Source organism: Bradyrhizobium sp. Ce-3 (genome assembly GCF_022835695.1).
Classification (GTDB): Bacteria; Pseudomonadota; Alphaproteobacteria; order Rhizobiales; family Xanthobacteraceae; genus Bradyrhizobium.
The window spans coordinates 1,237,610-1,263,319 of the sequence record NZ_BQUV01000001.1; the positions used below are offsets into that span (position 1 = coordinate 1,237,610).

The 25,710-nt window shown below is 65.0% G+C and carries 24 protein-coding genes; 6 read left to right on the forward strand and 18 right to left on the reverse strand.

Going from position 1 to position 25,710, the window contains the following annotated elements:
• Position 1: 1 nt before the first annotated feature.
• From BRSPCE3_RS05620 to BRSPCE3_RS05630, 3 genes are all read right to left on the reverse strand, one after another.
• Positions 2-703, reverse strand: coding sequence for a TetR/AcrR family transcriptional regulator (locus BRSPCE3_RS05620; protein WP_244064726.1), 702 nt, complete (start codon positions 701-703; stop codon positions 2-4).
• Between the two features lie 64 nt (positions 704-767).
• Positions 768-1,358 carry a thiamine pyrophosphate-dependent enzyme gene (locus BRSPCE3_RS05625; RefSeq protein WP_244064728.1) on the reverse strand — a complete coding sequence of 197 codons (591 nt, stop codon included), beginning with the start codon at positions 1,356-1,358 and terminating at the stop codon, positions 768-770.
• Positions 1,355-1,888, reverse strand: coding sequence for a thiamine pyrophosphate-binding protein (locus BRSPCE3_RS05630; RefSeq protein WP_244064730.1), 534 nt, complete (start codon positions 1,886-1,888; stop codon positions 1,355-1,357). Before BRSPCE3_RS05630 ends, BRSPCE3_RS05625 begins: the two co-directional genes overlap by 4 nt.
• Before the next feature lie 205 nt (positions 1,889-2,093).
• On the opposite strand from BRSPCE3_RS05630, the gene BRSPCE3_RS05635 reads away from it, so the two are divergent.
• The 3 genes from BRSPCE3_RS05635 to rocD all read left to right on the forward strand — a co-directional run bounded on the left by BRSPCE3_RS05635 (position 2,094) and on the right by rocD (position 5,341).
• Entirely contained in the window at positions 2,094-3,317 is a 1,224-nt protein-coding gene (locus BRSPCE3_RS05635) for a cytochrome P450 (protein ID WP_244064731.1), read from the forward strand.
• Between the two features lie 4 nt (positions 3,318-3,321).
• Positions 3,322-3,999 (forward strand): potassium channel family protein, encoded by a 678-nt coding sequence (locus BRSPCE3_RS05640; protein WP_244064732.1) that lies wholly within the window; start codon positions 3,322-3,324, stop codon positions 3,997-3,999.
• 127 nt (positions 4,000-4,126) lie between these two features.
• Complete coding sequence (gene rocD, locus BRSPCE3_RS05645; RefSeq protein WP_244064733.1) at positions 4,127-5,341, forward strand: ornithine--oxo-acid transaminase; 1,215 nt, start codon at positions 4,127-4,129, stop codon at positions 5,339-5,341.
• Positions 5,342-5,373: 32 nt separating this feature from the next.
• Here the strand turns inward: rocD and BRSPCE3_RS05650 are convergent, their stop codons facing one another.
• The 10 genes from BRSPCE3_RS05650 to BRSPCE3_RS05695 form a co-directional block, all read right to left on the reverse strand.
• The gene (locus BRSPCE3_RS05650) at positions 5,374-6,519 is read right to left on the reverse strand and encodes an alpha-hydroxy acid oxidase (RefSeq protein ID WP_244064734.1); all 1,146 of its coding nucleotides are present in this window, start codon (positions 6,517-6,519) and stop codon (positions 5,374-5,376) included.
• A gap of 113 nt (positions 6,520-6,632) precedes the next feature.
• The gene (locus BRSPCE3_RS05655; RefSeq protein ID WP_244064735.1) at positions 6,633-7,496 is read right to left on the reverse strand and encodes a sugar phosphate isomerase/epimerase; all 864 of its coding nucleotides are present in this window, start codon (positions 7,494-7,496) and stop codon (positions 6,633-6,635) included.
• Positions 7,496-8,689: a dihydrodipicolinate synthase family protein gene (locus BRSPCE3_RS05660; protein ID WP_244064736.1), complete on the reverse strand. Its 1,194-nt coding sequence runs from the start codon at positions 8,687-8,689 to the stop codon at positions 7,496-7,498. Before BRSPCE3_RS05660 ends, BRSPCE3_RS05655 begins: the two co-directional genes overlap by 1 nt.
• A 14-nt stretch (positions 8,690-8,703) precedes the next feature.
• Positions 8,704-9,855 (reverse strand): Gfo/Idh/MocA family protein, encoded by a 1,152-nt coding sequence (locus BRSPCE3_RS05665; RefSeq protein WP_244064738.1) that lies wholly within the window; start codon positions 9,853-9,855, stop codon positions 8,704-8,706.
• Entirely contained in the window at positions 9,852-11,261 is a 1,410-nt protein-coding gene (locus BRSPCE3_RS05670; RefSeq protein WP_244064740.1) for a hypothetical protein, read from the reverse strand. The genes BRSPCE3_RS05665 and BRSPCE3_RS05670 overlap by 4 nt, the downstream gene beginning before the upstream one ends.
• 14 nt (positions 11,262-11,275) lie before the next feature.
• On the reverse strand, positions 11,276-12,124 hold the full coding sequence (locus BRSPCE3_RS05675; protein ID WP_244064741.1) for an ABC transporter ATP-binding protein: 849 nt from the start codon (positions 12,122-12,124) through the stop codon (positions 11,276-11,278).
• 169 nt (positions 12,125-12,293) lie between these two features.
• On the reverse strand, positions 12,294-13,292 hold the full coding sequence (locus BRSPCE3_RS05680) for an ABC transporter substrate-binding protein (RefSeq protein ID WP_244064742.1): 999 nt from the start codon (positions 13,290-13,292) through the stop codon (positions 12,294-12,296).
• A 58-nt stretch (positions 13,293-13,350) separates the two neighbouring features.
• Positions 13,351-14,160, reverse strand: a complete 810-nt coding sequence (locus tag BRSPCE3_RS05685; RefSeq protein ID WP_244064744.1) for an ABC transporter permease — start codon at positions 14,158-14,160, stop codon at positions 13,351-13,353.
• A gap of 244 nt (positions 14,161-14,404) precedes the next feature.
• Positions 14,405-15,109, reverse strand: a complete 705-nt coding sequence (locus BRSPCE3_RS05690; RefSeq protein WP_375709860.1) for a TetR/AcrR family transcriptional regulator — start codon at positions 15,107-15,109, stop codon at positions 14,405-14,407.
• A gap of 283 nt (positions 15,110-15,392) precedes the next feature.
• Positions 15,393-16,253, reverse strand: a complete 861-nt coding sequence (locus BRSPCE3_RS05695; RefSeq protein WP_244064747.1) for a VOC family protein — start codon at positions 16,251-16,253, stop codon at positions 15,393-15,395.
• 221 nt (positions 16,254-16,474) lie between these two features.
• Between BRSPCE3_RS05695 and BRSPCE3_RS05700 the strand changes: the two genes are divergently transcribed.
• Together BRSPCE3_RS05700 and BRSPCE3_RS05705 are read left to right on the forward strand one after the other, a co-directional pair.
• Positions 16,475-17,368: a sugar kinase gene (locus tag BRSPCE3_RS05700; protein WP_244064750.1), complete on the forward strand. Its 894-nt coding sequence runs from the start codon at positions 16,475-16,477 to the stop codon at positions 17,366-17,368.
• A gap of 22 nt (positions 17,369-17,390) precedes the next feature.
• A complete protein-coding gene (locus BRSPCE3_RS05705) occupies positions 17,391-18,332 on the forward strand; it encodes a ribokinase (protein WP_244064751.1) in 942 nt (313 codons plus the stop codon).
• A 114-nt stretch (positions 18,333-18,446) separates the two neighbouring features.
• Here BRSPCE3_RS05705 and BRSPCE3_RS05710 read toward each other — a convergent pair whose 3' ends face one another.
• Positions 18,447-19,670 (reverse strand): NAD(P)/FAD-dependent oxidoreductase, encoded by a 1,224-nt coding sequence (locus BRSPCE3_RS05710; protein ID WP_244064753.1) that lies wholly within the window; start codon positions 19,668-19,670, stop codon positions 18,447-18,449.
• A 259-nt stretch (positions 19,671-19,929) separates the two neighbouring features.
• On the opposite strand from BRSPCE3_RS05710, the gene BRSPCE3_RS05715 reads away from it, so the two are divergent.
• Positions 19,930-20,721, forward strand: coding sequence for an enoyl-CoA hydratase/isomerase family protein (locus BRSPCE3_RS05715; protein ID WP_244064754.1), 792 nt, complete (start codon positions 19,930-19,932; stop codon positions 20,719-20,721).
• 8 nt (positions 20,722-20,729) lie between these two features.
• Here the strand turns inward: BRSPCE3_RS05715 and BRSPCE3_RS05720 are convergent, their stop codons facing one another.
• The 4 genes from BRSPCE3_RS05720 to BRSPCE3_RS05735 form a co-directional block, all read right to left on the reverse strand.
• Positions 20,730-22,070 carry a TRAP transporter large permease gene (locus tag BRSPCE3_RS05720; RefSeq protein ID WP_244064755.1) on the reverse strand — a complete coding sequence of 447 codons (1,341 nt, stop codon included), beginning with the start codon at positions 22,068-22,070 and terminating at the stop codon, positions 20,730-20,732.
• Positions 22,067-22,651: a TRAP transporter small permease gene (locus BRSPCE3_RS05725; protein WP_244064757.1), complete on the reverse strand. Its 585-nt coding sequence runs from the start codon at positions 22,649-22,651 to the stop codon at positions 22,067-22,069. Before BRSPCE3_RS05725 ends, BRSPCE3_RS05720 begins: the two co-directional genes overlap by 4 nt.
• Before the next feature lie 157 nt (positions 22,652-22,808).
• Positions 22,809-23,810 carry a TRAP transporter substrate-binding protein gene (locus tag BRSPCE3_RS05730; protein ID WP_375709861.1) on the reverse strand — a complete coding sequence of 334 codons (1,002 nt, stop codon included), beginning with the start codon at positions 23,808-23,810 and terminating at the stop codon, positions 22,809-22,811.
• A 153-nt stretch (positions 23,811-23,963) separates the two neighbouring features.
• Positions 23,964-25,667, reverse strand: a complete 1,704-nt coding sequence (locus tag BRSPCE3_RS05735; RefSeq protein WP_244064759.1) for an IlvD/Edd family dehydratase — start codon at positions 25,665-25,667, stop codon at positions 23,964-23,966.
• Positions 25,668-25,710 lie beyond the last annotated feature (43 nt).

Here is a 25,710-nt window from a genome sequence, read left to right on the forward strand (position 1 = left end):
GTCATGCACTTTCTGCAGTTACCGACGGTCCTGCGCTCGGCGACGGCTGGCGGCCCAAATGAGTTGAAATTGCGGCTTCGGTAAGTCCGATGCCGCGAAGAATGAACTGGCAGAGCTGCCGTTCGGCCGCGGTGGCATCCCCATAGGGGAGACAAGGTGTCGCAGGCAGCTGCGTCAGCGCACCCATAAGCACGGTGTGGTGCGCAAACCAGAACAGGTTGAGAGGCTCGTCGCCGATCCGGGTCGCTTCGCCGGCGGCGATCGCCCGGTCGAGCGAGGCGGCGAAGGTCGGGCCGATCAGCTTGCCGACCTTGTCGTAGAGCAGGCGCGCAAACTCGCCGTCGTCGAGATGGCTCGTCACCATCAGCCGCATCCGCTGCGCCTCTTCCTGGTCCGGCGCGTCGCGCAGCCGCATGAAGTGGCCGACCATGCCTTCCACCAGTTCGACCAGCGTCGCGGTCGAGGGCTCCTGGCCGAGCAGATGCGCGAGATCGGGATCCGCCTCGCACTCCTCGGCAAGGATCTCGGCATAGAGCGCCGCCTTGGACGGGAAGTGCTTGAACAGCAGACCTTCCGAAATGGCAGCCGCGGCCGCCACGCTCTTTGTCGTGGTGCCGGCAAAGCCGTTGCGGGCGAAACACCGCTTTGCCGCGCTCAGGATCAACTGACGCCGCAAGTCACTCGTCATGCGTAAGGTAGACATTTGGGTCGTGAGTAATCACTCACTTTACCAAAAGTCAAGGTTCTATTGCACCGCGAAAGCCACTTTAAATTGGAGTGTGGCCGATCGACCCTCGGATCCGATTCACGAGGTAAGTGCCGTCGCGGCTGGACAGCACGCGCTCCAGATTGGTCCCGTCGATCTTCGCGCTGGCGAACCGCGGCCCCGCCGTAACATCTTGCAAAGACGAAGCAAAAGCTTCGACCTCGGCCATCGTGGAGATCGCCCGGCTATCGGAGATTCCGCAGGCTTTGGCAACACCGACGAGGTCGGCGGTTCCACCGGTGTGGCTGGCCTGGCCGCCCGTTTCGCCATAGGCTTCGTTGTCCAGCACGATGATCGCCAGGTTTTTGGGCTGCTGCAGGCCAACGGTCGCGAGGCTCCCCATCCCCATCAGCATCTCGCCGTCGCCGGTGATCACGACGACCGGGAGCGCCGGCTGGGCCAGCGCGAGGCCGAGCCCGATCATCACCGCGCCGCCCATGCCGCCCCAGAGATAGAAATTGCGGTCGTGGTCGCCGGCGGCGGCGATGTCATAGGTCGAGGCGCCGAGACCGCCGACGGCGAAGGCGCCCTTGCGATCCCGCAGCAGCTCGGACACCACGGCGCGGCGGTCGAGGAGATTGGCTTTGCTCATTTGGTGAAAACCTTTGCCCCGATCAGGCGCTGCGACAGCAGCACGGCGGTTGGCGTGCAGGCGTTGTAGGCTTGCGCCGCGCCGGCTTCGACGACTTCGCGAACCTCGCCAGGGTGCGAGGCGCGCAGCACCTTGATCCCCGACAATTCGAGAATGCCCTGGGTGTTCGAGCCCATCGGCACCTGCCAGGGATTGAACTCGCCCCATTCGCCGCGCATCGTCACCAGCGTCAGGAACGGCAGGCGGAAGATCTGCACCAGCGACAGCATGTTGATGCAATTGCCGACGCCGCTCGACTGCATCAGCAGCACGCCGCGCTGGCCGCCGGCCCAGGCGCCCGCGAGCAGCGCCACGCCCTCCTCCTCGGTGGTCAGCGCAATACCGCGCATCGAGGACGAACCAAGCACGCGCTCGATCAGCTCGGAATGCCCGGCGTCCGGCACGTAGGGCACCTGGCGCACCTCGAAGCGCTGCAATATCGAAAAGATCTCCTCCGGCCAGGAGGCCGCGGTCTCGGCACGGGCATGCATTGGCGTTTCCGGCTCTCTCTTGTTTGGCCGCGACTGTAGAGGGGCGCGTGCGCTTCATCAAAGCGCAATACCGCATATGGCTCTGCGATTTACTCGCATCGCGCGGCGTGCGGCGGGCCGTTCCCGATCGCCGCAAATGATGTTGCGCGGACGCCGCCCGCGGCTTACGATAGTTGCAAATGAAACCAATTGGGCTGGATTCGCCATGACCGGGCACGCGCGAGAGCTGGCTGACGGCTTCGACCTGGAAAAGCTGACGCCGGAGTTCTACGCCAACCCCTACCCGACCTATCGCGCGCTGCGCGAGCACGCACCGGTCAAGCGGTTGCCCAACGGCTGCTACTTCCTCACCCGTTACGACGACCTGATCGCCGCCTACAAGAACACCAAGGCGTTCTCCTCCGACAAGAAGAAGGAGTTCTTGCCGAAATACGGCGACTCGCTGCTCTACGAGCACCACACGACCAGCCTCGTGTTCAACGATCCACCGGCGCATACCCGCGTGCGGCGGCTGATCATGGGCGCGTTGTCGCCGCGGGCGATCGCCGGCATGGAGCCGGACCTGATTGCGCTGGTCGACAGCCTGCTCGACCGGATCGCCACGAAAGACCGCTTCGAGCTGATCGGCGACTTCGCCTCCGCGATCCCGGTCGAGGTGATCGGCAATCTGCTCGACGTACCGCACGACGAGCGCGAGCCGCTGCGCGACTGGTCGCTGGCGATTCTCGGCGCGCTGGAGCCGGTGATCGGCAAGGAGGCGTTCGACCGCGGCAACAACGCGGTGAAGGATTTTCTCGCCTATCTCGAAACCCTCGTCGACCGCCGCCGCGCCAGGCCGGGCAATCCCGAACGCGACGTGCTGACCCGGCTGATCCAGGGTGAAGACAATGGCGAACGCCTCACCGCGAAGGAATTGCTGCACAATTGCATCTTCCTGCTCAATGCCGGCCACGAGACCACGACCAATCTGATCGGCAACGGGCTGGTGACGCTCAACCAGCACCCCGAGCAGAAGCAGCGGTTGATCGCGCAGCCCGAGCTGATCAAGACCGCGGTCGAGGAGATGCTGCGCTACGAAAGCTCGAACCAGCTCGGCAACCGCATGATCGTGGAAGAGACCGAGCTCGGCGGCATCAAGCTGCCGCCCGGCACGCTGGTCACGCTGTGCATCGGCGCCGCCAACCGCGACCCCGCGCAATTCCCCGACCCTGAAGGCTTCGACGTCGCGCGTACGCCGAACCGCCACCTCGCCTTCGGCACCGGCGCGCATCAATGCGCCGGGATGGCGCTGGCCCGCCTCGAAGGCGCCGTCGCGATCTCGCGTTTCCTCAAGCGCTTCCCGAACTATCTACTCGATGGCGAGCCAGTGCGCGGCGGTCGGGTGCGCTTCCGTGGCTTCCTCAGCGTGCCATGCCGGCGCGGCGCGTGATCCGATGACCACGGAGCAATTGCGCGAGCGCTGGGGCGATTCGCTGCTGACGGTGCTGACCGTGCTGCTGCTGGTCATGATGTTCGTGGTGGCGCCGCTGCAGGCGCTTGGCCTGTTCGAGTTCCAGGTGTTCGAGCTGCTGCTCGCCCTGTTTCTGGTCGGCGGCGTGTTCATAATGTCGGGCAGCGCGGTTGCCGTCGTCACCATGCTGGTGGCGCTTGTGATGATCGTGACCGGCGCGATCCTGCGGCTGCGCTCGCCCTCGATCCTCGACCTCAATTTGTTCGCCGGCTCCTGGCTTTTGGTCGGCCTCACCATGGCGGTGACGGTCGCACGCGCGACCTTCGCGCCGGGACGCGTCACCTATCACCGGGTGATCGGCGCGGTCCTGCTCTATCTCACGGTGGCGGTGATCTTCTCGTCGCTCTACACCTTCATCGGCACGCTGGTGCCGAACGCATTCGCAGGCATGAAGGTCGAGGATCGCCCGACGCTCGCGAGCCAGCTGATCTATTTCTCCTTCGCGACGCTGACGACGACAGGCTATGGCGACGTCGCGCCGCTGCACCCGATTGCGCGCAGCCTGTGCAATGTCGAGGCGATCTTCGGACAGCTCTATCCGGCGACACTGCTCGCCCGGCTGGTCACGCTCGAGATCGCGCACCGCGACCAGGATTCGTAGCGCCGCGCCGCCACAATGGACCGAATTTGGTCCACAGCAATCCTTTAAGCCGCGCGGGCCGATACCCAAATCAGTGATAATGTGCAGGACGGCAACGTTGGTGCCGACACAACTGGAGTGACGAACCATGCGTCCGCCAGTCACCGATTTCATCGCAAGGGAAGCGCAATTTGGCGCTCAGAACTACGCGCCGCTCGGCGTCGTGCTGTCGCGCGGCGAAGGCGTCTGGGTTTGGGATACCGACGGCAAACGCTACCTCGATTGCCTGTCGGCCTATTCGGCGGTCAATCAGGGCCATTGTCATCCAAAGATCCTCGCCGCCATGGTGGCGCAGGCCGGCCGGCTGACGCTGACCTCGCGGGCCTTCCACAACGACCAGCTCGCCCCGTTCTACGAGGAACTCGCCGAGCTGACCGGATCGCACAAGGTGCTACCGATGAACAGCGGCGCGGAGGCGGTCGAGAGCGCCATCAAGTCGGTGCGCAAATGGGGCTACGAGGTCAAGGGCGTGCCTGACGGTGCGGCCGAGATCATCGTCTGCGCCGACAATTTCCACGGGCGCACGCTTGCAATCGTCGGCTTCAGCACCGACCCGGACACCCGCGCGCATTTCGGCCCGTTCGCGCCGGGCTTCAGGATCATCCCGTTCGGCGACGCCAGGGCGCTGGCGGATGCGATCACGCCGAACACCGTTGCCTTCCTGGTCGAGCCGATCCAGGGCGAGGCCGGCGTCGTCATTCCACCCGCGGGCTATTTCACTGAAGTCCGCGCGCTCTGCACGCGCCACAACATCATGCTGGTGCTCGACGAGATCCAGACCGGGCTCGGCCGCACCGGCAAGCTGCTGGCGGAGCAGCACGAAGGCATCGAGGCCGACGTCACGCTGCTCGGCAAGGCGCTGTCCGGCGGCTTCTATCCGGTCTCGGCGGTGCTCTCCAACAACGAGGTGCTCGGCACGCTGAAGCCCGGCCAGCACGGCTCGACCTTCGGCGGCAATCCGCTCGCCTGCGCGGTCGCGCGCGCTGCACTCCGCGTGCTGGTCGACGAAGACATGATCGAGAACGCAGCCGTCGAAGGCGCGCACTTCGTCGAGGGATTGCGGAGCATGCGCGCCAACATCGTCCGCGAGGTCCGTGGACGCGGGCTGATGCTCGCGGTCGAGCTTCATCCTGAGGCCGGTCCTGCGCGCCGCTATTGCGAGGCGCTGCGCGAGAAGGGCATCCTCGCCAAGGACACCCATGACCACACCATCCGGATCGCCCCGCCACTGGTGATCACAACCGATCAGGTCGATTGGGCGCTGGAGCAGATCGGCGCCGCGCTGACGCAGGATCTTTCGTGACGGCTGGATAGTTAAGGTCGCCGGCCGCGCTTCTATCTGAACCGCAGGTTTGCGCGGGAGAGCTGGCTGATCGAGGAACACCCCATCAGCCGCATGTCGCGCACCAGCTCCGCCTGCAACAGACCAAGCGCGCGCTCGACGCCGGCCTGGCCGGCCGATGCCAGCGGATAGAGGTAGAAGCGTCCGAGGCCGACGGCCTTGGCCCCCAGTGACAGCGCCTTCAGCACGTGGCTGCCGCGCTTGATGCCGCCGTCCATCATCACATCGATCCGGTCGCCCACGGCATCGACGATCTCGGCCAGCTGGTCGAACGCCGCCCGCGAGCCGTCGAGCTGCCGTCCGCCGTGATTGGACAGGATGATGCCGGTGCAGCCGATCTCGACCGCGCGCTTGGCATCGTCCACCGACATGACGCCCTTGAGGCAAAACTGGCCATTCCACTGCCGGACCATTTGCGCGACGTCGTCCCATGTCATCGCCGGATCGAGCATTTCGGTGAAATAACGCCCGATCGACATCGCACCGCCGCTCATGTCGACATGCTCGTCGAGTTGCGGCAGCTTGAAGCTTTCATGGGTGACGTAGTTGATCGCCCATGCCGGCTTGATGGCGAATTGCAGCATGCCGCCGAGCGTCAGCCGGAACGGAATCGAGAACCCGGTGCGCAAATCGCGCTCACGGTTGCCGCCGGTGATGCTGTCGACCGTCAGCATCATGACGTTGACGCCGGCCTGCTTGGCGCGCTGCATCATCGCCGTGTTCAGGCCGCGATCGCGGTGGAAGTAGAACTGATAGACCTGCGGCGTCGCGTAGGCCTTGCGCAATTCCTCCAGGCTCACGGTGCCGAGCGAGGACACGCCGAACATCGTGCCGTATTTCGCCGCCGCCGCGGCGACGGCCCGCTCACCATCATGATGAAACAGCCGCTGCAGCGCGGTCGGCGAGCAATAGAACGGCGTTGCCAGCTTCTGGCCCATCACGGTGACCGAGAGATCCACGTTCTCGACGCCGCGCAGGATATTCGGCACCAGGTCGCAGCGCTCGAAGCTCGCGGTGTTCTGCCGAAGCGTCGCCTCATCGTCCGCCCCGCCGTCGATATAGTCGAAGATCGGCCCCGGAAGCCGCCGCCGCGCCAGGTCACGGAAATCATGGAAATTGTGGCAATCGCTCAAGCGCATGTCGTGCTCCGATGGTCCGGACCGCGGGGTTCAACGGCCCGCAGTGCCGTTGCCACCCACAGCCCCCGCAATAACGGGCACGCTTCGCCTTGTCCACCGACCCGGTCGCTCGGTCAAACCACCGTCCGATGCCGCTCGATGCAGGTCCGCAGCACCTCGTCCAGCGGCCGGCCCCACCAGTCGTTCGAGAATATCTCGATCTCCGAATAGCCGGCAAAACCCTGCGCCTCGACCATCGCGCGGACCGATCTGATGTCGATCACGCCGTCGCCCATCATGCCGCGGTCGTTGAGGATGTCCTTGGTCGGCACCAGCCAGTCGCAGACGTGAAACGCCAGCAGGCGATCCTTGCCGGCGCGCGCGATCTGGCCCGTCAGCTCCGGATCCCACCAGATGTGATAGACGTCGAGCGCGACCCCGATCGCACCGCTGCGGGCGGGATCGAGCGCGTCGCAGATGTCGAGCGCGTGCTTCGTGGTGTTCACGCAGGCGCGGTCGGCTGCATAGGCCGGATGCAGCGGCTCGATCGCGAGCGGCAATTTTGCCTGCTTGGCATAGTCGAGCATCTCGGCGATGCCGTCATGCACCTGATTGCGCGCGGTCGCGATGTCCTTGGACGCCGCGCTGCCCGGCCGCGAATATTGCGGCAGGCCGCCGGCCACGAGCACGATGCAGGAGGCGCCGAGCGCCGCAGCCTCGTCGACCGCGCGGCGGTTGTCGTCGCGCGCCTCGCCGCGATGCGCGCCATCGGCGGTGAACATGCCGCCGCGGCAATAGCCCGAGAGATCGAGCCCGGCATCCTTCACCGCGCGCACGGCGCGATCGAGGCCGACGCTGGCGACCTGGTCGCGCCAGGGATCAATGGCGCGGATGCCGTGGCGTGCGCAGGCCTCGATGATGGCCAGGAGATCGCCCTGCTTGCGAACGGTTGCGGTGTTCAGCGACAGCCAGCGATGGTCGTTGGAAAAGTCGCGCATCAGGCGTCGATGCCCCGCGTCGCGAGCACGGTCTTCATCCGCTGCGTCGCCAGTTCCGGATTGGCGAGCAGTCCGGCCTTGTCGGCGAGCCGGAACAGCTCGGCGAGATGCAGGGTCGAGCGCGTGCTCTCCTGCCCGCCGACCATCGTGAAGTGATCCTGGTGCCCGTTGAGATAGGCCATGAACACGATGCCGGTCTTGTAGAAGCGCGTCGGCGCCTTGAAGATGTGGCGCGACAGCGGAACCGTCGGTCCCAACACGCCGTGGAAGCCGGCCTCGTCGCCGGCTGCGAGCCGCGACAGCGCATAGGACGCGGCGGGCGCGATGGCATCGAAGATACCGAGCAGTGCGTGGGAAAAGCCCTTGTCGTCGCCGGCGATCAACTCGGCATAGTTGAAGTCGTCGCCGGTATACATTTTCACCCGCGGATCGAGCCGCCGCCGCATCTCGATCTCGCGCTGCATGTCGAGCAGCGAGACCTTGACCCCGTCGACCTTGGCGGCATTGGCGTTGACGATCGCAACCGCCGTATCCATCGCCTTGTCGAGATCCGCCGTCCCCCAATAGCCCGACAGCGCCGGATCGAACATGTCGCCGAGCCAGTGGATGATCACGGGCTCACGGACCTGCGACAGCACACGATCGTAGACCTTGGCGTAATCCTCCGGATTCTTGCCGAGCTTGGCCAGCGCGCGCGAGGCCATCAGGATGATGCGGCCGCCGGCTTTCTCGACCGCTGCGATCTGCTCCTCATAGGCACGGATCACGTCGTCGATCGATTTGGCATGCTCCACCGCGAGATGATCGGTGCCGGCGCCGGAGAACACCAGCGCGTTGCCTTTGGCCTTCGCCGCCTTCACCGAGCGCCGGATCAATTCCAGCGAGGCCGGCCAATCCAGCCCCATGCCGCGCTGCGCGGTATCCATCGCCTCGGCGACGCCGAGGCCGAGGTCCCAGACGTGCTCGCGGAACGCGATCGTCCTGTCCCAGTCGATCGCAGCGGTCAGCCAGGGATCGACGTCGGCCCGCGGATCGGCGACCACATGGGCGGCCGAGAACGCAACACGATTGAGCGTCCCCTCGAGCTTCGTCGGAAAGGTCCGCGACGCCGCGAGGCGATAGGTCTCGATGCCTCCGTCAGCGGTCGGCAGCTTCAGCGACAGGGAGGACGTCGGCAGCACTGGCTTGTTCATGGCAAAAGTCCCTCTCAGACCACGATCGGGGCGACGTCGATCCAGCGCCGCTCCTTCCAACTCTTCAGTGCGCATTCGGCAAGTTGCACGCCCTTGGCGCCTTCGAGCAGGGTGCATTTGTAGGGCGCATCTTCGCAGACGTGGCGGATGAACATCTCCCACTGCTCCTTGAAGCCGTTGTCGTAGACGACATTCTCCGGCAGCTTCTGCCAGTCGGCATAGAAATCGTGCATCCGCTTCTCGTCCGGATTCCACACCGGCCGCGGCGTCGCCTGGCGCGCCTGGATCACGCAGTCGGTGAGGCCCGCCACCGCCGATCCATGGGTGCCGTCGACCTGGAAGGTGACGAGGTCGTCGCGATAGACCCGCGTCACCCAGCTCATGTTGATATGCGCGATCACGCCGCCCTTCAGCCTGAATGTGGCGTAGGCCGAATCGTCGGCGGTCGCCTGATACTTCTTGCCCTTCTCGTCGTAGCGCTCGGGAATATCGGTCGTTCCGATGCAGACCACGCTCTCGACCTCGCCGAACAGATTGTCGAGCACGTAGCGCCAGTGGCAGACCATGTCCAAAATAATGCCGCCGCCATCCTCGGCGCGGTAATTCCACGACGGCCGCTGCGCCTCCTGCCAGCCACCCTCGAACACCCAGTAGCCGAACTCGCCGCGCACCGAGAGCATGCGGCCGAAGAAACCGGAGTCGCGCAGGAAGGCGAGCTTCTTCAGGCCCGGCAGGAACAGCTTGTCTTGCACTGTGCCGTGCTTGAGACCTTTGGCGTTGGCGAGCTTCACCACCGCGATGGCCTCCTCCAGATTGGTCGCAATCGGCTTCTCGCAATAGACATGCTTGCCGGCATTGATCGCCTTGGTCAGCAGTGTGGGCCGCGCCTGCGTGGTGGCGGCATCGAAGAACACGGTGTCGCCCTTGTCTGCGAGCGCGCGATCGAGATCGGTGGTGTGGCGCTCGATATTGTAGCGCCTTGCCAACGCGGCGACCTTCTCGGCGTCGCGACCGACCAGGATCGGATCGGGCATGATGCGGTCGCCGTTCGCGAGCAGCACGCCCCCCTGCTCGCGGATCGCGACGATCGAGCGGATCAGATGCTGGTTGAGACCCATCCGGCCTGTAATGCCGTTCATGATCAGGCCGAGGCGTTTGGTCGTCATACTATCTGCTCCTGCGAAAGGCGTGGTGTGGGCCGCTTGAGCGGCTGCATGGTGGACCAATCCGGATGGACCGAACTGGCAAAGCCTGATGCTGCGGCGATCGATCCGGTCAGGAGATCGCCGTCATGGATCGCGAGGCGGACCTTGCCGCCCGCGCGCGCATAGAGATCGGGATGCGCGGTGAGAAACGCATCGGCCTCATCGGCCGGGGTGTCGGCAAAGCCGTCGACGTAATGATGGCCGTTGCGCTCGGCATGGGGGACGCCGATCAGCGCACCGAGCGCAAGGTCCTGCTGCACGCCGAGCCCGGCCTGGCAGGTCAGGTCCTCGCCGCTGATGAAATACCGGCCGTTGCCATCGGCGTTCCATGCCGCCGCGCGCGTGGCATTGATGATCGCCTTGTAGATGCCCTTGCACGATTTCGAGGAAATGCCGCGATAGCCGAGCGCCCGCGCCTGCGGGAACGCATCGTAGCAATCATCGGCCTCGTCGATGATGAAGTCGCGCGCGGCAAGCCGCCAGATCGGCGCCGCCTTCGTGATATCGCGCGGCATCGGCTGCTCGATATAGAGCAGGTTTGCCGCGATCGGCTGCAGCGCCGCGTCATCATCGAGCCGGTCGACCAGCGTGCTCAGTGCGGCAAGGTCGGTATATTGCTCGTTGGCATCGAGCGTCACCTTGACGGCGTGGGGCAGCGTTGCGAGCTCGCTGCCGATCCGCGCCAGCCGCGCGGCGTCGTGGGCGGGATCGCCGTTCAGCTTGAGCTTGAAATAGCGCGCACCGGCGTTCTCGTTGCGGTCGGCCACACCGCCCTCGCCTTCAACTTTGTCGTCCATTCCAACCGTGTGCCTGACGGCCACGCGATCGAGCCGCCGGCGCGCCGACAGGAACCGCGCGATCGCCACATCGTCGAGATCGGGCGTCAACCGTGCATCGATGCCGGCAATATTGCCGGCCATGCCGTCGAAGACATTCACGCCGGTCGCGCGCAACAGCGCATCCAGGATCGCCTTGTCGATCTCGGCCGGGCCGAAGCCGGCGGCGAGCGGCGGAATGTCCTCCGCAGTGCAGGCCGCGACCTGCGGCCCGATGCACGCGGCATGCAGGCCGAACGCGGTATCAAAGCTCTCGTTCGCCAGATAGAGCTCGCGCGCGATCGCGAGCGAACGGCGAAGCCCGTCGAGCGACTGCGCCTCGGTCAGATGCGGCCGCTTGTCGAACCATTTCGGTGCCAGCATCTCGGCACTGGCGCCGGTCGCGCGGCCCTTGCCCTCCACCTCGATCTCGACCCGCACGAACAGCTGCGTCGACGCGGTGATCGTCACCGCGCCGAAGCGGAACGGCCGCGCGAAGGCCAGCGGCCGTTCGAAGAAGGCGATATCATTGACTTTGAGGCGAGGCGACATCGAAGGCTCGGGTGTTAATCCAGCGATCCCTGCGTGAAGAAATGCTTGCGGATCCGCTGCACCAGTTCGGTGAAGACGGGATCGGACATGGTTTCGAGCGAGCGCGGCCGCGGCATCGGCACGTCGTAGATCGCCGCGATCGCGCCCGGACGTTCGGTCATCACAAGCACGCGGTCGGCGAGGAACACGGCTTCCGGAATCGAGTGCGTGATCAGCAGCACCGTCTTGCCGGTCTCGCGCTGGATCCGCATCAGCTCGACATTCATCCGCTCCCGCGTCATGGCATCGAGCGCGCCGAACGGTTCGTCCATCAGCATGATCTTGGGATCATGCACCAGGGCGCGGCAGATCGAGGCGCGCTGCTGCATGCCGCCGGAGAGCTGCCAGGGCAACTTCTTCTCGAAGCCTTCGAGCCCGACCAGCTTCAGCAGCGCCTTGGCGCGAGCGAGATACTTGTCGCGGGCGAGCCGCTTCATGTCGATCGGCAGCATCACGTTGGAGAGGATGTTGCGCCACGGTAGCAGCAGGGCGTTCTGGAACACGATGCCGACATTGCCATGCGGCCTGGTCACCACTTCACCGTCGACCAGCACCTCACCTGATGTCGGCGGCAGCAGGCCCGAGATCATCTTGAGCAGCGTGGACTTGCCGCAGCCGGAAGGCCCGACCACGACAAAGAACTCGCCGTCATTGATGGTGAAGTCGAGCGGCCGCAGCGACGGCACATCGCCGTCGCGCGACCGGTAGGTCTTCGACACGCCCGACAGCGTGATCCCGGGCGCAGCACCAGCGGCGCGGTCCGATACCAGGCGGAGATGGGCTGCTGGCTGGTTGATATCGGTTGGCTTGGTTGCAGGGTTCATCACAGCCCTCTCCACCCGTCGTCCCTGCGAAAGCAGGGACCCATACGCCGCGGCTTCTCGTTCGGGCACTTAGGTAGAGACCTTCCATAACAATTGCGGTCTGTGGTTATAGGTCCCTGCTCTGTGCGCAATCGCGCACTCGGCAGGGACGACAGCGGGGGGTGACTGCTCACGAGTTACCCTTCGGCAGATAGTCGTTGGTGTAGAACGCCTTCGGATTGGCCTTGGCCTTGGCGTCGAGGCCGCCATATTCGACCATCAGATCGACCGACTCGGTCATGTTCTGGTCGGTGACCTGGAACGGCCGCTTGTCCTTGGTCTCCGCCGTGCGATAGAGCGGAATCGTCAGCTCGAAGCCCTGGGTCAGCGTGTCGATCTTGCCGCCCTTCGGATTGGCGTCGAGGATCGACTGCGCCGCGGCCTTCGGATCCTTCTCGGCGGCTTCCACCGCCTTTGTCGTCGCCGACATGAAGCGGCGGACCAGGTCGGCATTGGCCTTCACGTAATCCGAGTTCGCGATGATGCCCGACGACACCATGTTGATGCCGTAGTCGGCGAACTTGATCGGATAGACGTCCTTAGCCGTCGCGTCCTTGATCTTCATCGACTGGTCCATGACGTAGCCGAGCAGGAGATCGGCCTGGCCGTTGATGACCGCGTTGAGCTTGGTCTGGCCGTCGCCGGCGACGGTGGTGAAATCGCTTTCCTTCAGCCCGGTCTTCTTCAGGAACAGCGGCCAGATCTGCGTCATCGAATCCGCAGGGGTGATCGCGACCGTCTTGCCCTTGATGTCCTCCGGCTTCCTGATGTTCTTGTCGACGAAGCCCATCGCCGACATCGGGCTGGTCTGCAACAGCACGCCGGTTGCGATGACAGGTGCGCCCTTCACCGCCGCGCGCATCATCGTGGGCACGTCGACATAGCCGAAATCGGCGGTCTTTGCGGCGACCGCCTGCGTGGTCGCAGCCGAGCCGCGGCCTTCCTGGATCTCCAGATCGATGCCTTCTGCGGCGTAGATGCCCTTGGCCTTGCCGTAATAGAACGGCGCGTGCTCGCCATAGACGTACCAGTTCAGCATCAGCACGACCTTGTCAGCCGCGGACGCCGGCGCCACCGCAAGCGCGGTCCAGGCCAATGCGGCGCCTGCGATCGCAATCAAACGCTTCATGGTTGTTCTCCCTTGATTGTCCCCGGCCCTTGAATGAGCCGCTTGTTCGATTGCTGCGCTAGGAAGCGAAGCTGATGTCGGCGCGTTGGCTGACGTGCCAGGGGATCACCAGCCGCTCGATGCGGTCGACGATCCAGAACAGGATGACGCCGAGCAGCGCCAGGATCACCAATGCCGCGAACATCGTTGGCAGGTCGAAAGTGCCGATCGAGCGCTGCATCACATAGCCAATGCCGGAATTGGAGCCGACGAACTCGCCGACGACGGCGCCGACCACCGCGAGCGTCACCGAGACCTTCAGGCCGGAGAAGATCGCGGGCATCGCGTGCGGCAGGTTGACCGCGCAGAACACCTTGAAGCGGCTGCCCTGCATCGCACGCGCCAGATCGACCATGTCGGGATCGACCGACTTGAAGCCCTGCACCGCCGAGACCACCACGGGAAAGAAGCCGAGCAGGAACGCGGAGATCACCTTCGGGATGATGCCGAAGCCGAACCACACCACGAACAGCGGCGCGATCGCGATCTTCGGCACCGATTGGGAGAACACCAGGAGCGGATAGACGTAGCTCTCGACCGTCTTCGAGCCCGCGATCAGCATCGCTGTGGGAATGCCGAACAGCGCCGAGAGCAGGAAGCCGCAGATCGTCGCGTAGGTGGTCGGCCAGGACTGCCGCAGCAGTTCCGGCCAATCGCTGATCAGCACCGCGACGACGTCGCCGGGCGACGGGATCTGATAGGCCGGAATGTGGAACAGCCGGATCGAGAGATCCCACGCCGCCACGATGACGACCAGGAACAGGAACGGGCGCACCCACGCCGCATTCAGCACCTTCGACAGGCCCGAAGGGCTCTTTGCCTCCGCCACGTCACGCTCCCTTTGCAGTCTCTGTTGTTCGGCTAGAAATTAACCCGTTGGATAAATACTGTCCAGCCCCTCGCACGCGACAAAATCACGGCGGAACATGCTGATTTCGTCAGGCGAGATTTTTATCGATGAAGGGCTGCGTAGCCCGGATGAAGCGCAGCGAAATCCGGGACAGGCCATCCGCAGCGAGAGCCCTCCCGGATTACGCTTCGCTGCATCCGGGCTACGGGGAACTGGCGCGCGTTCACACCACCCGGTGTTCTGCCGAGCGCAGAAGCGGCATGGCCCCGCCGAACGCTGCGGTAGACTTGCCGGTCAGCGCCGCCAGCACCAGCGCGGTCATGTGCTCAAGGCGTTCGTCGCGAGCGTCCTTCTTGAGCAGGTCGCGGCCGAAGATCACGCTCAAGGTGGCGCTGTTGGAGAGGTAGAAGAATGCCAGCCCGGCGATCGAGATATAGAGCTGCACCGGATCGACCGCGACCCGGAAATCGCCGCTCTCGACCCCGCGCGTCACCACGGTGCGGATCATCTCGACGAACGGCGAGTGCATCGACTTGACCTTGGTCGAGCGCTTCAGGTGTTTTGCCTTGGCGAGGTTTTCCGTGTTCAACAAAGCCAGGAACTCGGGATTGCGCAGAAAATAGTTCCAGGTGAAGTCGATCAGGCGCCCGATCGCCTCGGGCGGATCGAGATGCTCGAGATCGAGCGTGCGCTCCTCGCTGCGGATCTTCTCGTAGGCGCCTTCCAGCACCTCGAGATAGAGATCCTCCTTGTTGCCGACGTGGTAGTACAGCATCCGCTTGTTGGCGTCCGCATTGGCCGCAATGCGGTCGACCCGCGCGCCGGCGAGGCCATGGGCGGCGAATTCCTGCTTGGCCGCCTCGAGAATCCGCAGCCGCATCCCCTGGGGGTCACGCTGCCATCTCTGTATTCGCTTTGCCTTCGCCAAAATCGATCGCCCGGTGATGCTGAACTGATGAGTGTAGCATGACGCGCGCCGTTTGAGAACGAATGTTGTCGCGACAGCCATGCGGGAATATTTCGCGCCTTCGTCATTCCCCGGTGCGCAATTGCGCACCTGAGGGCGTGCGCAGCACGAGCCCGGAATCCATCCATCCACGGAACATGTTGCTTGATGGATTCCGGGCTCTCGCTTCGCGAGCCCCGGAATGACGAGAAAATCATTTCCCCTCCGCGCCCGCTGCCGTGACGACACGCAGAACGAACGCGGCCTAGTCTGGCTTGCCCTGCGAGGGCTGCACCAGGAGCGTCGGCACGCCGCATGTGCCGTTGCGCACCGTCATCACGCGCGTGCCGGGCTTGCGGCCGGTGCGAACCTCCGAGACGTCGACGCCAGCGGCAAGCAGCCGCGCGCGCGTGGCATCGATGTCGGTGACGCGCCAGCAGATCCCGCGCAGCCGGTCCGGCGTATCGACCTGCGCCTTGTTGTGTTCCTTGCCCGGCCGGTGCGTGACCTCCACCACGAGGTCGCCGCAGCGGAAGAACATCAGTCGGCCCCACTCCGGATGCGAGCGGTCGAGCGCCATGTCGAGCCCGAGCCGCGCGCCATAGAGTGCGGCGGCGCGTTCCGGGTCGGCGGTCGAGACCACCACATGATCCATCGCAGTGATCGAAGCCGGCGTGGTGCGCACCGACAGCGGCCGCTCCTGCTCGCGCTCCATAAAAAACATGCGCACGCCGCGCGTCGCGTCGGTCGCCGCGCGGGTGCGCTTCCACGACAGCGTGGTGCCGCTGGCCTCGTCGCGGCTCTCGACCTCGGCGACCGGTTCGGGCTTCAGCGTCAGCCGCTCGAGCCTGCGGTGTGTCCTGGCGATATCGCTGGTGCGGAAGCAAAGGCTCGCGAGCCCCTCGCCTTGCGTGACCAGCGCACTGCGGACGCGCTGGGCTGCCTCGTCGTCGCCGCGCGGCGCCATCAATTCCAGCGTGGTGTTGTCGAGCGTGAACAGCACACGGTCGGCGCCGTCGCCGCTGTTGCGCCAGGCCGGCGACCGCGCCAACAGCGTCTCGTAGGCGGCGCCGGCAGCGGCGATATCGCCGGTCAGGACGACGACGTGATCGAGACCGGTGATCATGGTTGCTGCCTCCCCGAATCTGCCGTCATTGTGCTCTCCCTGACGCTCCCCGGAACCACGGACTGGCGCCGGCCGTTATGCCGCATGCCAGAATGGCCCGGCGGCTCCATCATCTCTAGCTGTAAACCAAGCAGGGTTGCGAATAATTTCAGCGATATCAGCCGACCAGCGGTGCTACTCTCATCGTCGGCCGGGCCCACCCAAGCGACGACGGAAAGCGAATGCAGGCTCTCTTCATCGGACAGACCTATATCGACGTCACCTTCATCACGGATCACATGCCTGTCGGCGACGAGAAGCACGTCGCCGACGCCTATGCGGTGTCGTTCGGCGGCAACGCGGTGACCGCGGCGTTCTGCTGCGCCAAGCTCGGTGTCCAGCCGGACCTGATCGCCACCATGGCCAATGACTGGCTGGGGCGGATGTTCTGGGACATGGCCGACCGCTACGGCATCTCGTTCCACCCGCGCAAGGTGAACTCGTCCTCGCTGTCCTTCATCATGCCCCATGACGGCAAGCGCGCCATCGTCCGCTGCCGCGACGACCAGCACATCCACCCCTTTCCGCTGCTGAACATCAAGGGCTGCCGTGCGCTTCACATCGACGGCCACCAGCCGGATGCCGCGATCCATTATGCGAAGCTGTGCCGGGAGGACGGCATCCTGACCTCGCTCGACGGCGGCGGCCTGCGCACCAACACCCACGAGTTGCTGGCATTCATCGACGTTGCGATCGTCGCCGAGCGGCTGTGCGAGCAGATGGACAAGACGCCGGAGCAGATGCTCGACTATCTCAAGAGCCGCGGCTGCAAGGTCGGCGGCGTCACCATGGGCGAGCGCGGCCTGCTCTGGTATGACGAGGCGGGCACGGTGCGCACGCTGCCGGCGTTTCCGATCCCCCGCGAGCGCGTGATCGACACCAACGGCGCCGGCGACGTCTTCCATGGCGCCTACATCTATTCCTACCTCTCGAATCCGAGCAAAGGCTGGCATGAGCATTTCAAGTTCGCGCGTGCGGCGTCGACCTACAAGATCCAGAAGCTCGGCAACGAAGCCGGCCTGCCGACGCTCGCCGATATCGCGGCGGTCAAGCAGGAGTTCCGCACCGAGGCCTGACAATAGTGAATGGGGCTAGGCCATGGGGCGCGTCTTCGTCGCCGGCAGCATCAACATGGACGTGGTGGCGACCGCCGAGCGCCATCCGCGGATCGGCGAGACCGTCGCCGGCGAGGCCGTGCTGTATTTTCCAGGCGGCAAGGGCGCCAACCAGGCGGTGGCCTCGGCCAAGCTCGGCATGCCGACCACGCTGATCGGCCGGCTCGGCACTGACGCGTTCGGCCGGGAGCTCAGAACCTTCCTTGCCGCGCAAGGCGTCGACCTCTCCTTCGTCAAGGACACCGGCGGCACACATTCGGGCACGGCGATCATCACGCTTGCCAATGCCGACAACACGATCGTCGTCGTGCCGGGCGCCAACGGACTGGTCGATGTCGATGATGTGGCGGCACCGATCCTCGCCAAGGGTGACGTCGCGGTCAGCCAGTTCGAGATCCCGCTGCCGACGATCGCCGCATTCTTCAGCCGCGCCCGCGCCGCCGGTGCCACCACGATCCTTAATCCGGCGCCGGCGAAACAGGCCGACAAGGCCCTGCTCGATCTGGTCGACGTCCTGATCCTCAACGAGACCGAGCTCGGCCTTCTGACCGGGCGCGAGCTCAAGGACGGCGACAAAAACGAGACCTTCATGGAAGCCGCGCGATTGCTGCAAGCCCGCGACGATCAGATCGTCTGCGTCACGCTGGGCAAACGCGGCATCGTGGCCCTCGTCAACGGCAACATGCACGTCGATCCGGGCCGCGCCGTCAAGGCGGTCGACAGCACCGGCGCAGGTGACTGCTTTGTCGGAGCGGTCGCGGCCCTGCTCGCGGAGGGACAGCCGATCCAGGCCGCGATGTCCTACGCCAACATCGCTGCGTCGATCTGCGTGCAGCGAATGGGCGCAGCACCGTCCATGCCGACGGTCGAAGAGGTGAAGGCCGCTCTCTCCACCCGTCGTCCCGGCGCAGGCCGGGACTTATAACCACAAATCTTAATTGTTGTGCGGCGCCGGAACGACTAGTCCCGTTCACAACGTAGGCTGCGGAGTATGGGTCCAGGCTCCGTGCGCAATCGCGCACTCGGCTGGGACGACGGCTTACATTTGCGCCAGCGCACCCTTCAGATCGAACCCGGGATCCCCCGCCTGCTCCGGCGTGATCGAACCGCCGGCGCCGAGCAGCCGGCGGCCGAACATGTGATCGCCGGCGCGATTGACCGACTCGATGCCGAGCAATTTGTCGCCGCGATAGCAGAACGCCGAGAACGCGCCCGCCGCACGGTCGCCGCGCACCACGACGCGGTCATAGCCGGTGGTGAGACCAGCCATCTGCAGCTTGTCGGGACCCTGGTCGCTCCAGAACCACGGCAGGCCGTCATAGACCTCGGTCTTGCCGGTCAGCCGCGACGCCACGCAGCGCGCATGGTCGGTCGCGTTCTGCACCGACTCCAGCCGCAGCGATCCGCCGAACCGCTTGCTGGCATAGAGCGCGCAATCGCCGATCGCGGAAATATTGGGATCGGCGGTCAGCAGATGCTCGTCGACGATGATGCCGGATGCGACCGGCAGCCCGGCCTGGGCGGCAAGCTCGACATTCGGCAGCACGCCGACGCCGACCACGACGAGATCGGCCGGGATATGCGTGCCGTTGCTCAGGCTGACGCCGGTGACCCTGGCGCCATCGGCCTCGATCGCCGTGACCTGGACGCCGAGATGGATCCGGATGCCGGCCGCAGCGTGGCGCGCCTGCGAGAATTCGGAAATCTCCGCGGTCACCGCCCGCGCCATCACGCGGGAGGCCAGCTCGACCACGTCGACCTCGAGGCCCTTGGCCCGCGCGGTGGCGGCGAATTCGAGCCCGACGAAGCCTGCGCCGATAACCACGACGCGCATGCCGGGTGCGATCAAGTCGCGCAGCGCCTGGCTCTCGTCGAGGATGCGCAAATAGCGGACTGCGTCGAGCTTGGCGTTGGGAATATCGAGCAGCCGGTTCCGCGCGCCGGTCGCGAACACCAGATGGCCGTAGTCGAGCGAGGTGCCGGAGGCGAGCGCCACCTTTCGCGCGTTGCGGTCGATCGCGTGCGCGCGATCGGTGATCAGCTCGATCTTGTTGTCGTGGTAGAATTTCTCGGGCCGGAACATCAGGGTCTCGGGCCCGCCGGTCCCCTTCAGATAGGCCTTCGACAGCGGCGGCCGCTGATACGGCAGATGGCCTTCGTCATTGAGCAGGGCGATGCGTTCGGCGAAGCCAGCCTGGCGCAGCGACGCCGCGAGCTGGAAGCCGGCGTGGCCGGCGCCGACGATGATGACGGAGCCTGTCATCGGAACAACCCAAATGCGCGCGAGCAGGAGTGACCCATGCCGTTTCCTCTTGTTGATGTTAGCTTGCTTGCCCGTCCCCACAGCGCTCGTGTCTGCGTACCGAAGGCTGGCGGGCATTTGGCCTCATGGCTCGCGCTGATGCAAGGGGTCTCCGGCAATTCCGGCCACCCGATACCGCGCCTCCGGCGGCCGTGCCGGATTGCCACGGCTCCCGCCAAGGCCTTAAATGCCCGGAAATAACAAGCCCAAGGTCTTCAATATGCCAGCACCCGCCTCCGCCAACGACCCCGCTTTGCTCCGCATCGACGGCGCCATCGCTACCATCACGCTGAACCGGCCGGCCGCGTTCAATGCGATCGACCTGACGATCGCCAAGAAGCTCGAGCAGCTCAGCGCCGAGGTCGAAGCCAACAAGGATGTCCGCGTCATAATCATCGAGGGCGAAGGCCGCGCGTTCTGCGCCGGTGGCGACCTGCAGACCATCGGCGCCGCGACCGAAGCCAACAACGTCACCCCCGTGGTCGGCGAGATGCTGCACCACTACCACGCCTTCATCGAGACGGTGCGGCGGATGCCGAAGATCGTGCTGTCCAGCGTGCATGGTTCGGCGGCCGGCGCCGGCATGGGCCTCGCCTTCGTGACCGACCTCTGCATCGCCGCGGACGATGCCCGCTTCACGCCCGCCTATGCCAAGATCGGCGTGTCGCCGGACGGCGGCAGCACGGTCGGCATCGTCGGTACGGTCGGGACCCGCCGCGCGCTGCAGATCTTCCTCGCCGAAGACGGCTTCACCGCGCAGCAGGCCTATGAATGGGGGCTGGTGGTCAAGACCGTCCCCGCGACCGAGCTGAAGGCGGCCACCCGGCAGCTCGCCGAACGCCTGGCAAAGAATCCGCCCGCAGCGATCGCGGCAACCAAGTCGCTGGTCTATCAGGCCGCCACCACGCCGACCAGGCAGCAGCTCGACGCCGAGGAGCACAAGATCATCGCGACCATGCATACCGACGACTTCCGCGTCGCCGTGAAGAAGTTCACCAGCAAGTCGAAATAAAGGTCTAGCTAATTCGGGCAGATGTATCCCGTGCCGCCGGGTGCCTTGAAGCACCCGACCGATTCCGGGATCACCTGCTTCGGCAGCCAGAGCACGACCTTCGGGAAGTAGATCGTGAAGCAGATCGTGACCAGGAACACGACATAGATCGGCAACGCCGCGCGCAGCGCCTTCGCAAAGCTGATGCCGACGAATTTCGACGCCATCAGCAGCACCAGCCCGTAGGGCGGCGTGATCAGGCCGAAAGCCAGCGTCGCGATCAGCACCACGCCCATATGCACGCCGTTGATGTCGCCGGCCTGGGTCAGCGCATTCACCAGCGGCATGAAGATGATGATGGTCGGCACCGGCTCGATGAAATCGCCGACCACGGTGAACAGCAGCACCATCAGCAGCATGATGAGATGCGGATCGTTGCCGGCGATCGAGGTGATCCAGTCGGCGATGTAGATCGCGCCGCGCAGATAGGCCAGCATCCAGCCGAACGCGTTCGCCGCGCCGATCGTGATCAGCGGCAGCGAGAAAATGAGACCGGCGAGGCAGAAATCGTACGGGATCTTTTTCAGGTGCCCGCGGTTCAGCGCCGGGATCACCACGATGATGATGTAGGCGACCGCGACCACGCCGGCCTCGGTCGGCGTGAACCATCCGGTCAGGATGCCGCCGAGCAGGATCACCGGGATCATCAGCGGCAGCGCGGCGTCGCCGGCAGCGAAGACGACCTGGCGCAGCGGCGCCCGCGGCTTGCGCAAGCCCGAGGGCCCGAAGAAGTAGCAATAGATCATCAGCCCGAAGCCGATCATCAGGCCGGGGACCACGCCGGCCATGAACAGGCCGGCGATCGAGACATTGCCGACCGCGCCATAGACCACCGCCGTGATGCTCGGCGGCACCAGCGCCGCGATCGTCGAGGCCGAGGCGATGATCGCGGCGATGAAGGCGGGCTCGTAGCCTTCGCGCTTCATCGGCCCGCCGAGCGCCCGGCTCATCACCGCGACGTCGGCGGTGGTCGAGCCCGACATTTCCGAGAAGAACATGCTGAACACGACCACGACCTGCGACAGCCCGCCCCTGATATGGCCGACCAGCGACACCGACAGATTGGCGATACGAACCACGACATTCGCCGAACTCATGAGCTCGCCGACCAAGAGGAAGAAGGGGATCGCAAGCAGTGCCTCGGAATCGACCCCGTCGAAGATCTTCTGGATGATCGCCGCCAGCGAGACATCAGACAGAATCGCGCCGACGAACACGCCGGCCATCAGCGAGAACGGCACCGGCACGCCGAGATAGCCGAAGAACAGGAAGCAGAACGACATCAGCGCAAGCACGACCGGTGCGCTCACGGCTGCACTCCCGAGGTTGCGCTGGTGTTGATCGCGGGAATTGGAAGATCGTCATCCGGCGGTTCCGGATGATCAAAGCCGTTGCGGACGCCGTTGACGAGTTGCTCGATCGTGAACAGGCCGATCAGGATGCCCGACAGCGGGATCACCGCATAGAGCGAGGCGATCGGCGTGCCCGACGGCAGGCGGAAACTGCCGAAGCCGCGCAGGTAGTTCTGGTAGCCATACCAGACCAGGCAGAAGGCGACGCCCAGCACGACAACGCGAATGACGATCTCGACGAATGTCCGCGACCTGCCGTGCATCGCCTCCGAGATCGCCGTGAGATAGAGATGATCGTTACGCCGGGTCGCGACCGCGGCGCCGATGAAGATCGCATAGATGAACAGCGTCGAGGTCACCTCCTGCAGCCACAGCCAGGGATGACCGATGGTGCGCGTGACGATGTCGGCCGTGACCGAGAGCGAGAAGCCGAAGCACAGCAGGCCGCACAGCATCATCAGGATCAGCTCGAGCCGGTCGAGCGCCCGCCATTTCAGATGCCGCTGCCGTTGCAGCACCAGTTTGTCGGCGATGGCCATGCCCGAAATTCCCCGTCGTCCCGGCGAAGGCCGGGACCCATACCCCCGGCGCGAGTTGCTTGCAGAAAGTCGGCGACCTTATCGCTCAACTGTAGGGCCGCGGCGTATGGGTTCCGGCCCCCGTGCGCAATTGCGCACTAGGCCGGGACGACGCTGGCTAATTGATCGCGCGGATCAAATTCTTGATCTTCTCCGCATGAGGCCCGAGATCCTTGGCGAGCTTGTCGAGATAGGGATCGGCAATCGCGGTAAAGCTCTTCTTGTCGACGTCCTCGACCACCTTGACGCCGAACGATTTCAGCTTGGTCAGCGCATTGCGCTCCAGCTCGAAGGCTTTCTGCGGCTCCTTGGCACTGACCTCGTTGGCCGCAGCCTGCACCCACTGCTTCTGCTCGGCGGAGAGGCTCTGCCAGAGCTTGTCGGAGACGAACAGCAGCGCGTTGTTGGCCTCGTGCTCGGTGATCGACAGCACCGGCGCGACCTCATAGTGCTTGTTGACGAGATAGACATTGATGCTGTTCTCGGCGGCATCGACCACGCCGGTTTGCAGCGAGGTGTAGACGCTGCCGAACGGCATGTGGACGGTCTGCGCGCCATAGGCCGGGAACATGGTGTCCTCGGTCGCGGTCGCCTGCACCCGGACCTTCATGCCCTTGAGGTCGCCGACATTGTGGATTTCCCGCTTGCTGTAGATGTGGCGCACGCCCTGCGAGCCGGTGCCGATCACATGCAGGCCCTGGGCGGTCTCGTCGATCATGGTCTTGATGGCGTCGAACACCTGCGGGTCCGCCAGCGCCTTGATCACATGGGCATCGTTGCGAAACAGGAAATGCAGCGACATCACGCCGGCCTGCGGCGAGATCGTCGCGGTGTTGGCGGAGGAGATGATCGCGAACTCGATATCGCCCGATTTGACGAGCTGCAGCAGCTGCGGCTCCTGGCCGAGTTGCGCGCCGGGATATTGATCGACGATCAACGTCCCCTTGCTCAATTCCTTGAGCTTCTCGGCAAACAGATCGCCGGCGACCGAGTAGCCGGTGTTGCGCGGCTGGTCATAGGCGAAGCGGAAGTGCTTGACCTCCTGCGCGCCGGCACGCGCGGGCAGCAGCAACGCGGCAGCGGCCATGGCGATCCCGACGATCTTGGCTGAATAGCCCATCGCGACGTTCCCCCTGTTTTTGATTGACCCGATCATCCCACCAGTCCCGCGGGATTGTCAATAAAACAGAAGGAATCAGACGATCGTCGCCGCTATCGAGCGCCGCGCTGCCGAAATTATCGACAATTCGGCTAGCACGCCGAACGACGTCGGCTACTTCCCCTTGGCGCGCATGAAGTCGAAATCGCAGCCCTCGTCGGCTTGCAGGATGGTCTCGTTGAAAAGATGCGCGTAGCCGCGCCTGGCCCAATCCGGCGTGCCGGCCGGTGCCAGTGCCGCGCGCCGCTTCTGCAATTCTGCCTCGTCGACCAGCAGATCGATGCTGCGCTTGGCGACGTCGAGCCGGATCATGTCGCCGTTGCGCACCAGCCCGAGCGGACCGCCGACGGCGGACTCCGGCGTGATGTGCAGCACGATGGTGCCGAACGCCGTGCCGCTCATTCGCGCATCCGAGATGCGGACCATGTCCTTGACGCCGGTGCGCGCAAGCTTCTTCGGGATCGGCAGGTAGCCCGCTTCCGGCATGCCCGGCGCGCCCTTGGGGCCGGCGTTGCGCAGCACCAGCACGTCGTCGGCGGTCACATCGAGCGCGGGATCGTCGACCCGCAGCGTCATGTCCTCGACCGACTCGAACACCACGGCACGGCCGGTGTGCTGCAGCAGTTTTGGGCTCGCCGCCGACTGCTTGATCACGGCACCGCGCGGCGCGAGATTGCCGTGCAGGATCGCCATCGCGCCTTCGGACTTGATCGGGTTCGCCTTGGAGCGGATCGCATCCTGCCCCGGCACGTCCTCTGCGCCGGCGACGACCTCACGCAGGGTCTGTCCGGTGATGGTCTTGGCATCGAGGTCGATGAGGTCGCCGAGTTGCGCCATCAGCTTCGGCACGCCTCCGGCATGATGGAAATGCTCCATGTAGTGCTCGCCCGACGGCTTGAGGTCGACCAGCACGGGCACCTCGCGGCCGAGCCTGTCGAACGCCTCAAGATCGATCTTGTACGGCGAACGGTTGGCGATGGCGGTGAGGTGGATCAGCCCGTTGGTCGAGCCGCCGATCGCCTGCATCACGACCTGGGCGTTGCGGAACGAAGCCGGCGTCAGGATCTCGCTTGGCTTCGGTCCCTTGGTCTTGGCCATTTCGGCGGCGACGCGACCGCTGGCCTCCGCGGAGCGGAAGCGTTCGGCATGCGGCGCCGGGATGGTCGCGCTCATCGGCAGCGACAGCCCGAGCGCCTCGGTGATGCAGGCCATGGTGGAGGCCGTGCCCATCACCATGCAGGTGCCGACGGACGGCGCAAGGCGCCCGTTCACCGCCTCGATCTCGTTGTCGTCGATCTCGCCGGCGCGATACTTGCCCCACAACCTGCGGCAATCGGTGCAGGCACCGAGCACCTCGCCCTTGTGATGACCGACCACCATCGGCCCGACCGGAATCACCACGGTCGGCAGATCGGCGCTGATCGCCGCCATGAGCTGTGCCGGCAGGGTCTTGTCGCAGCCCCCGATCACGATCACCGAATCCATCGGCTGGGCGCGGATCATCTCCTCGGTATCCATCGCCATCAGGTTGCGCAGATACATCGAGGTCGGATGCGCGAAGCTCTCGGCGATCGAGATGGTCGGAAACACGAACGGCATCGCCCCCGACAGCATCACGCCGCGCTTCACGGCCTCGATGATCTGCGGAACGTTGCCGTGGCAGGGATTGTAGTCGCTGTAGGTGTTGGTGATGCCGACGATCGGACGATTGAGCGCATCATCCGAATAGCCCATCGCCTTGATGAACGCCTTGCGCAGGAACAGTGAGAAGCCGGCGTCACCATAGCTGGTCAGTCCCTTGCGAAGTCCGTCGGCCATACTCTTTGATCCCGTGGTTGTCCGGCCGCACTTAAGGAGCGAC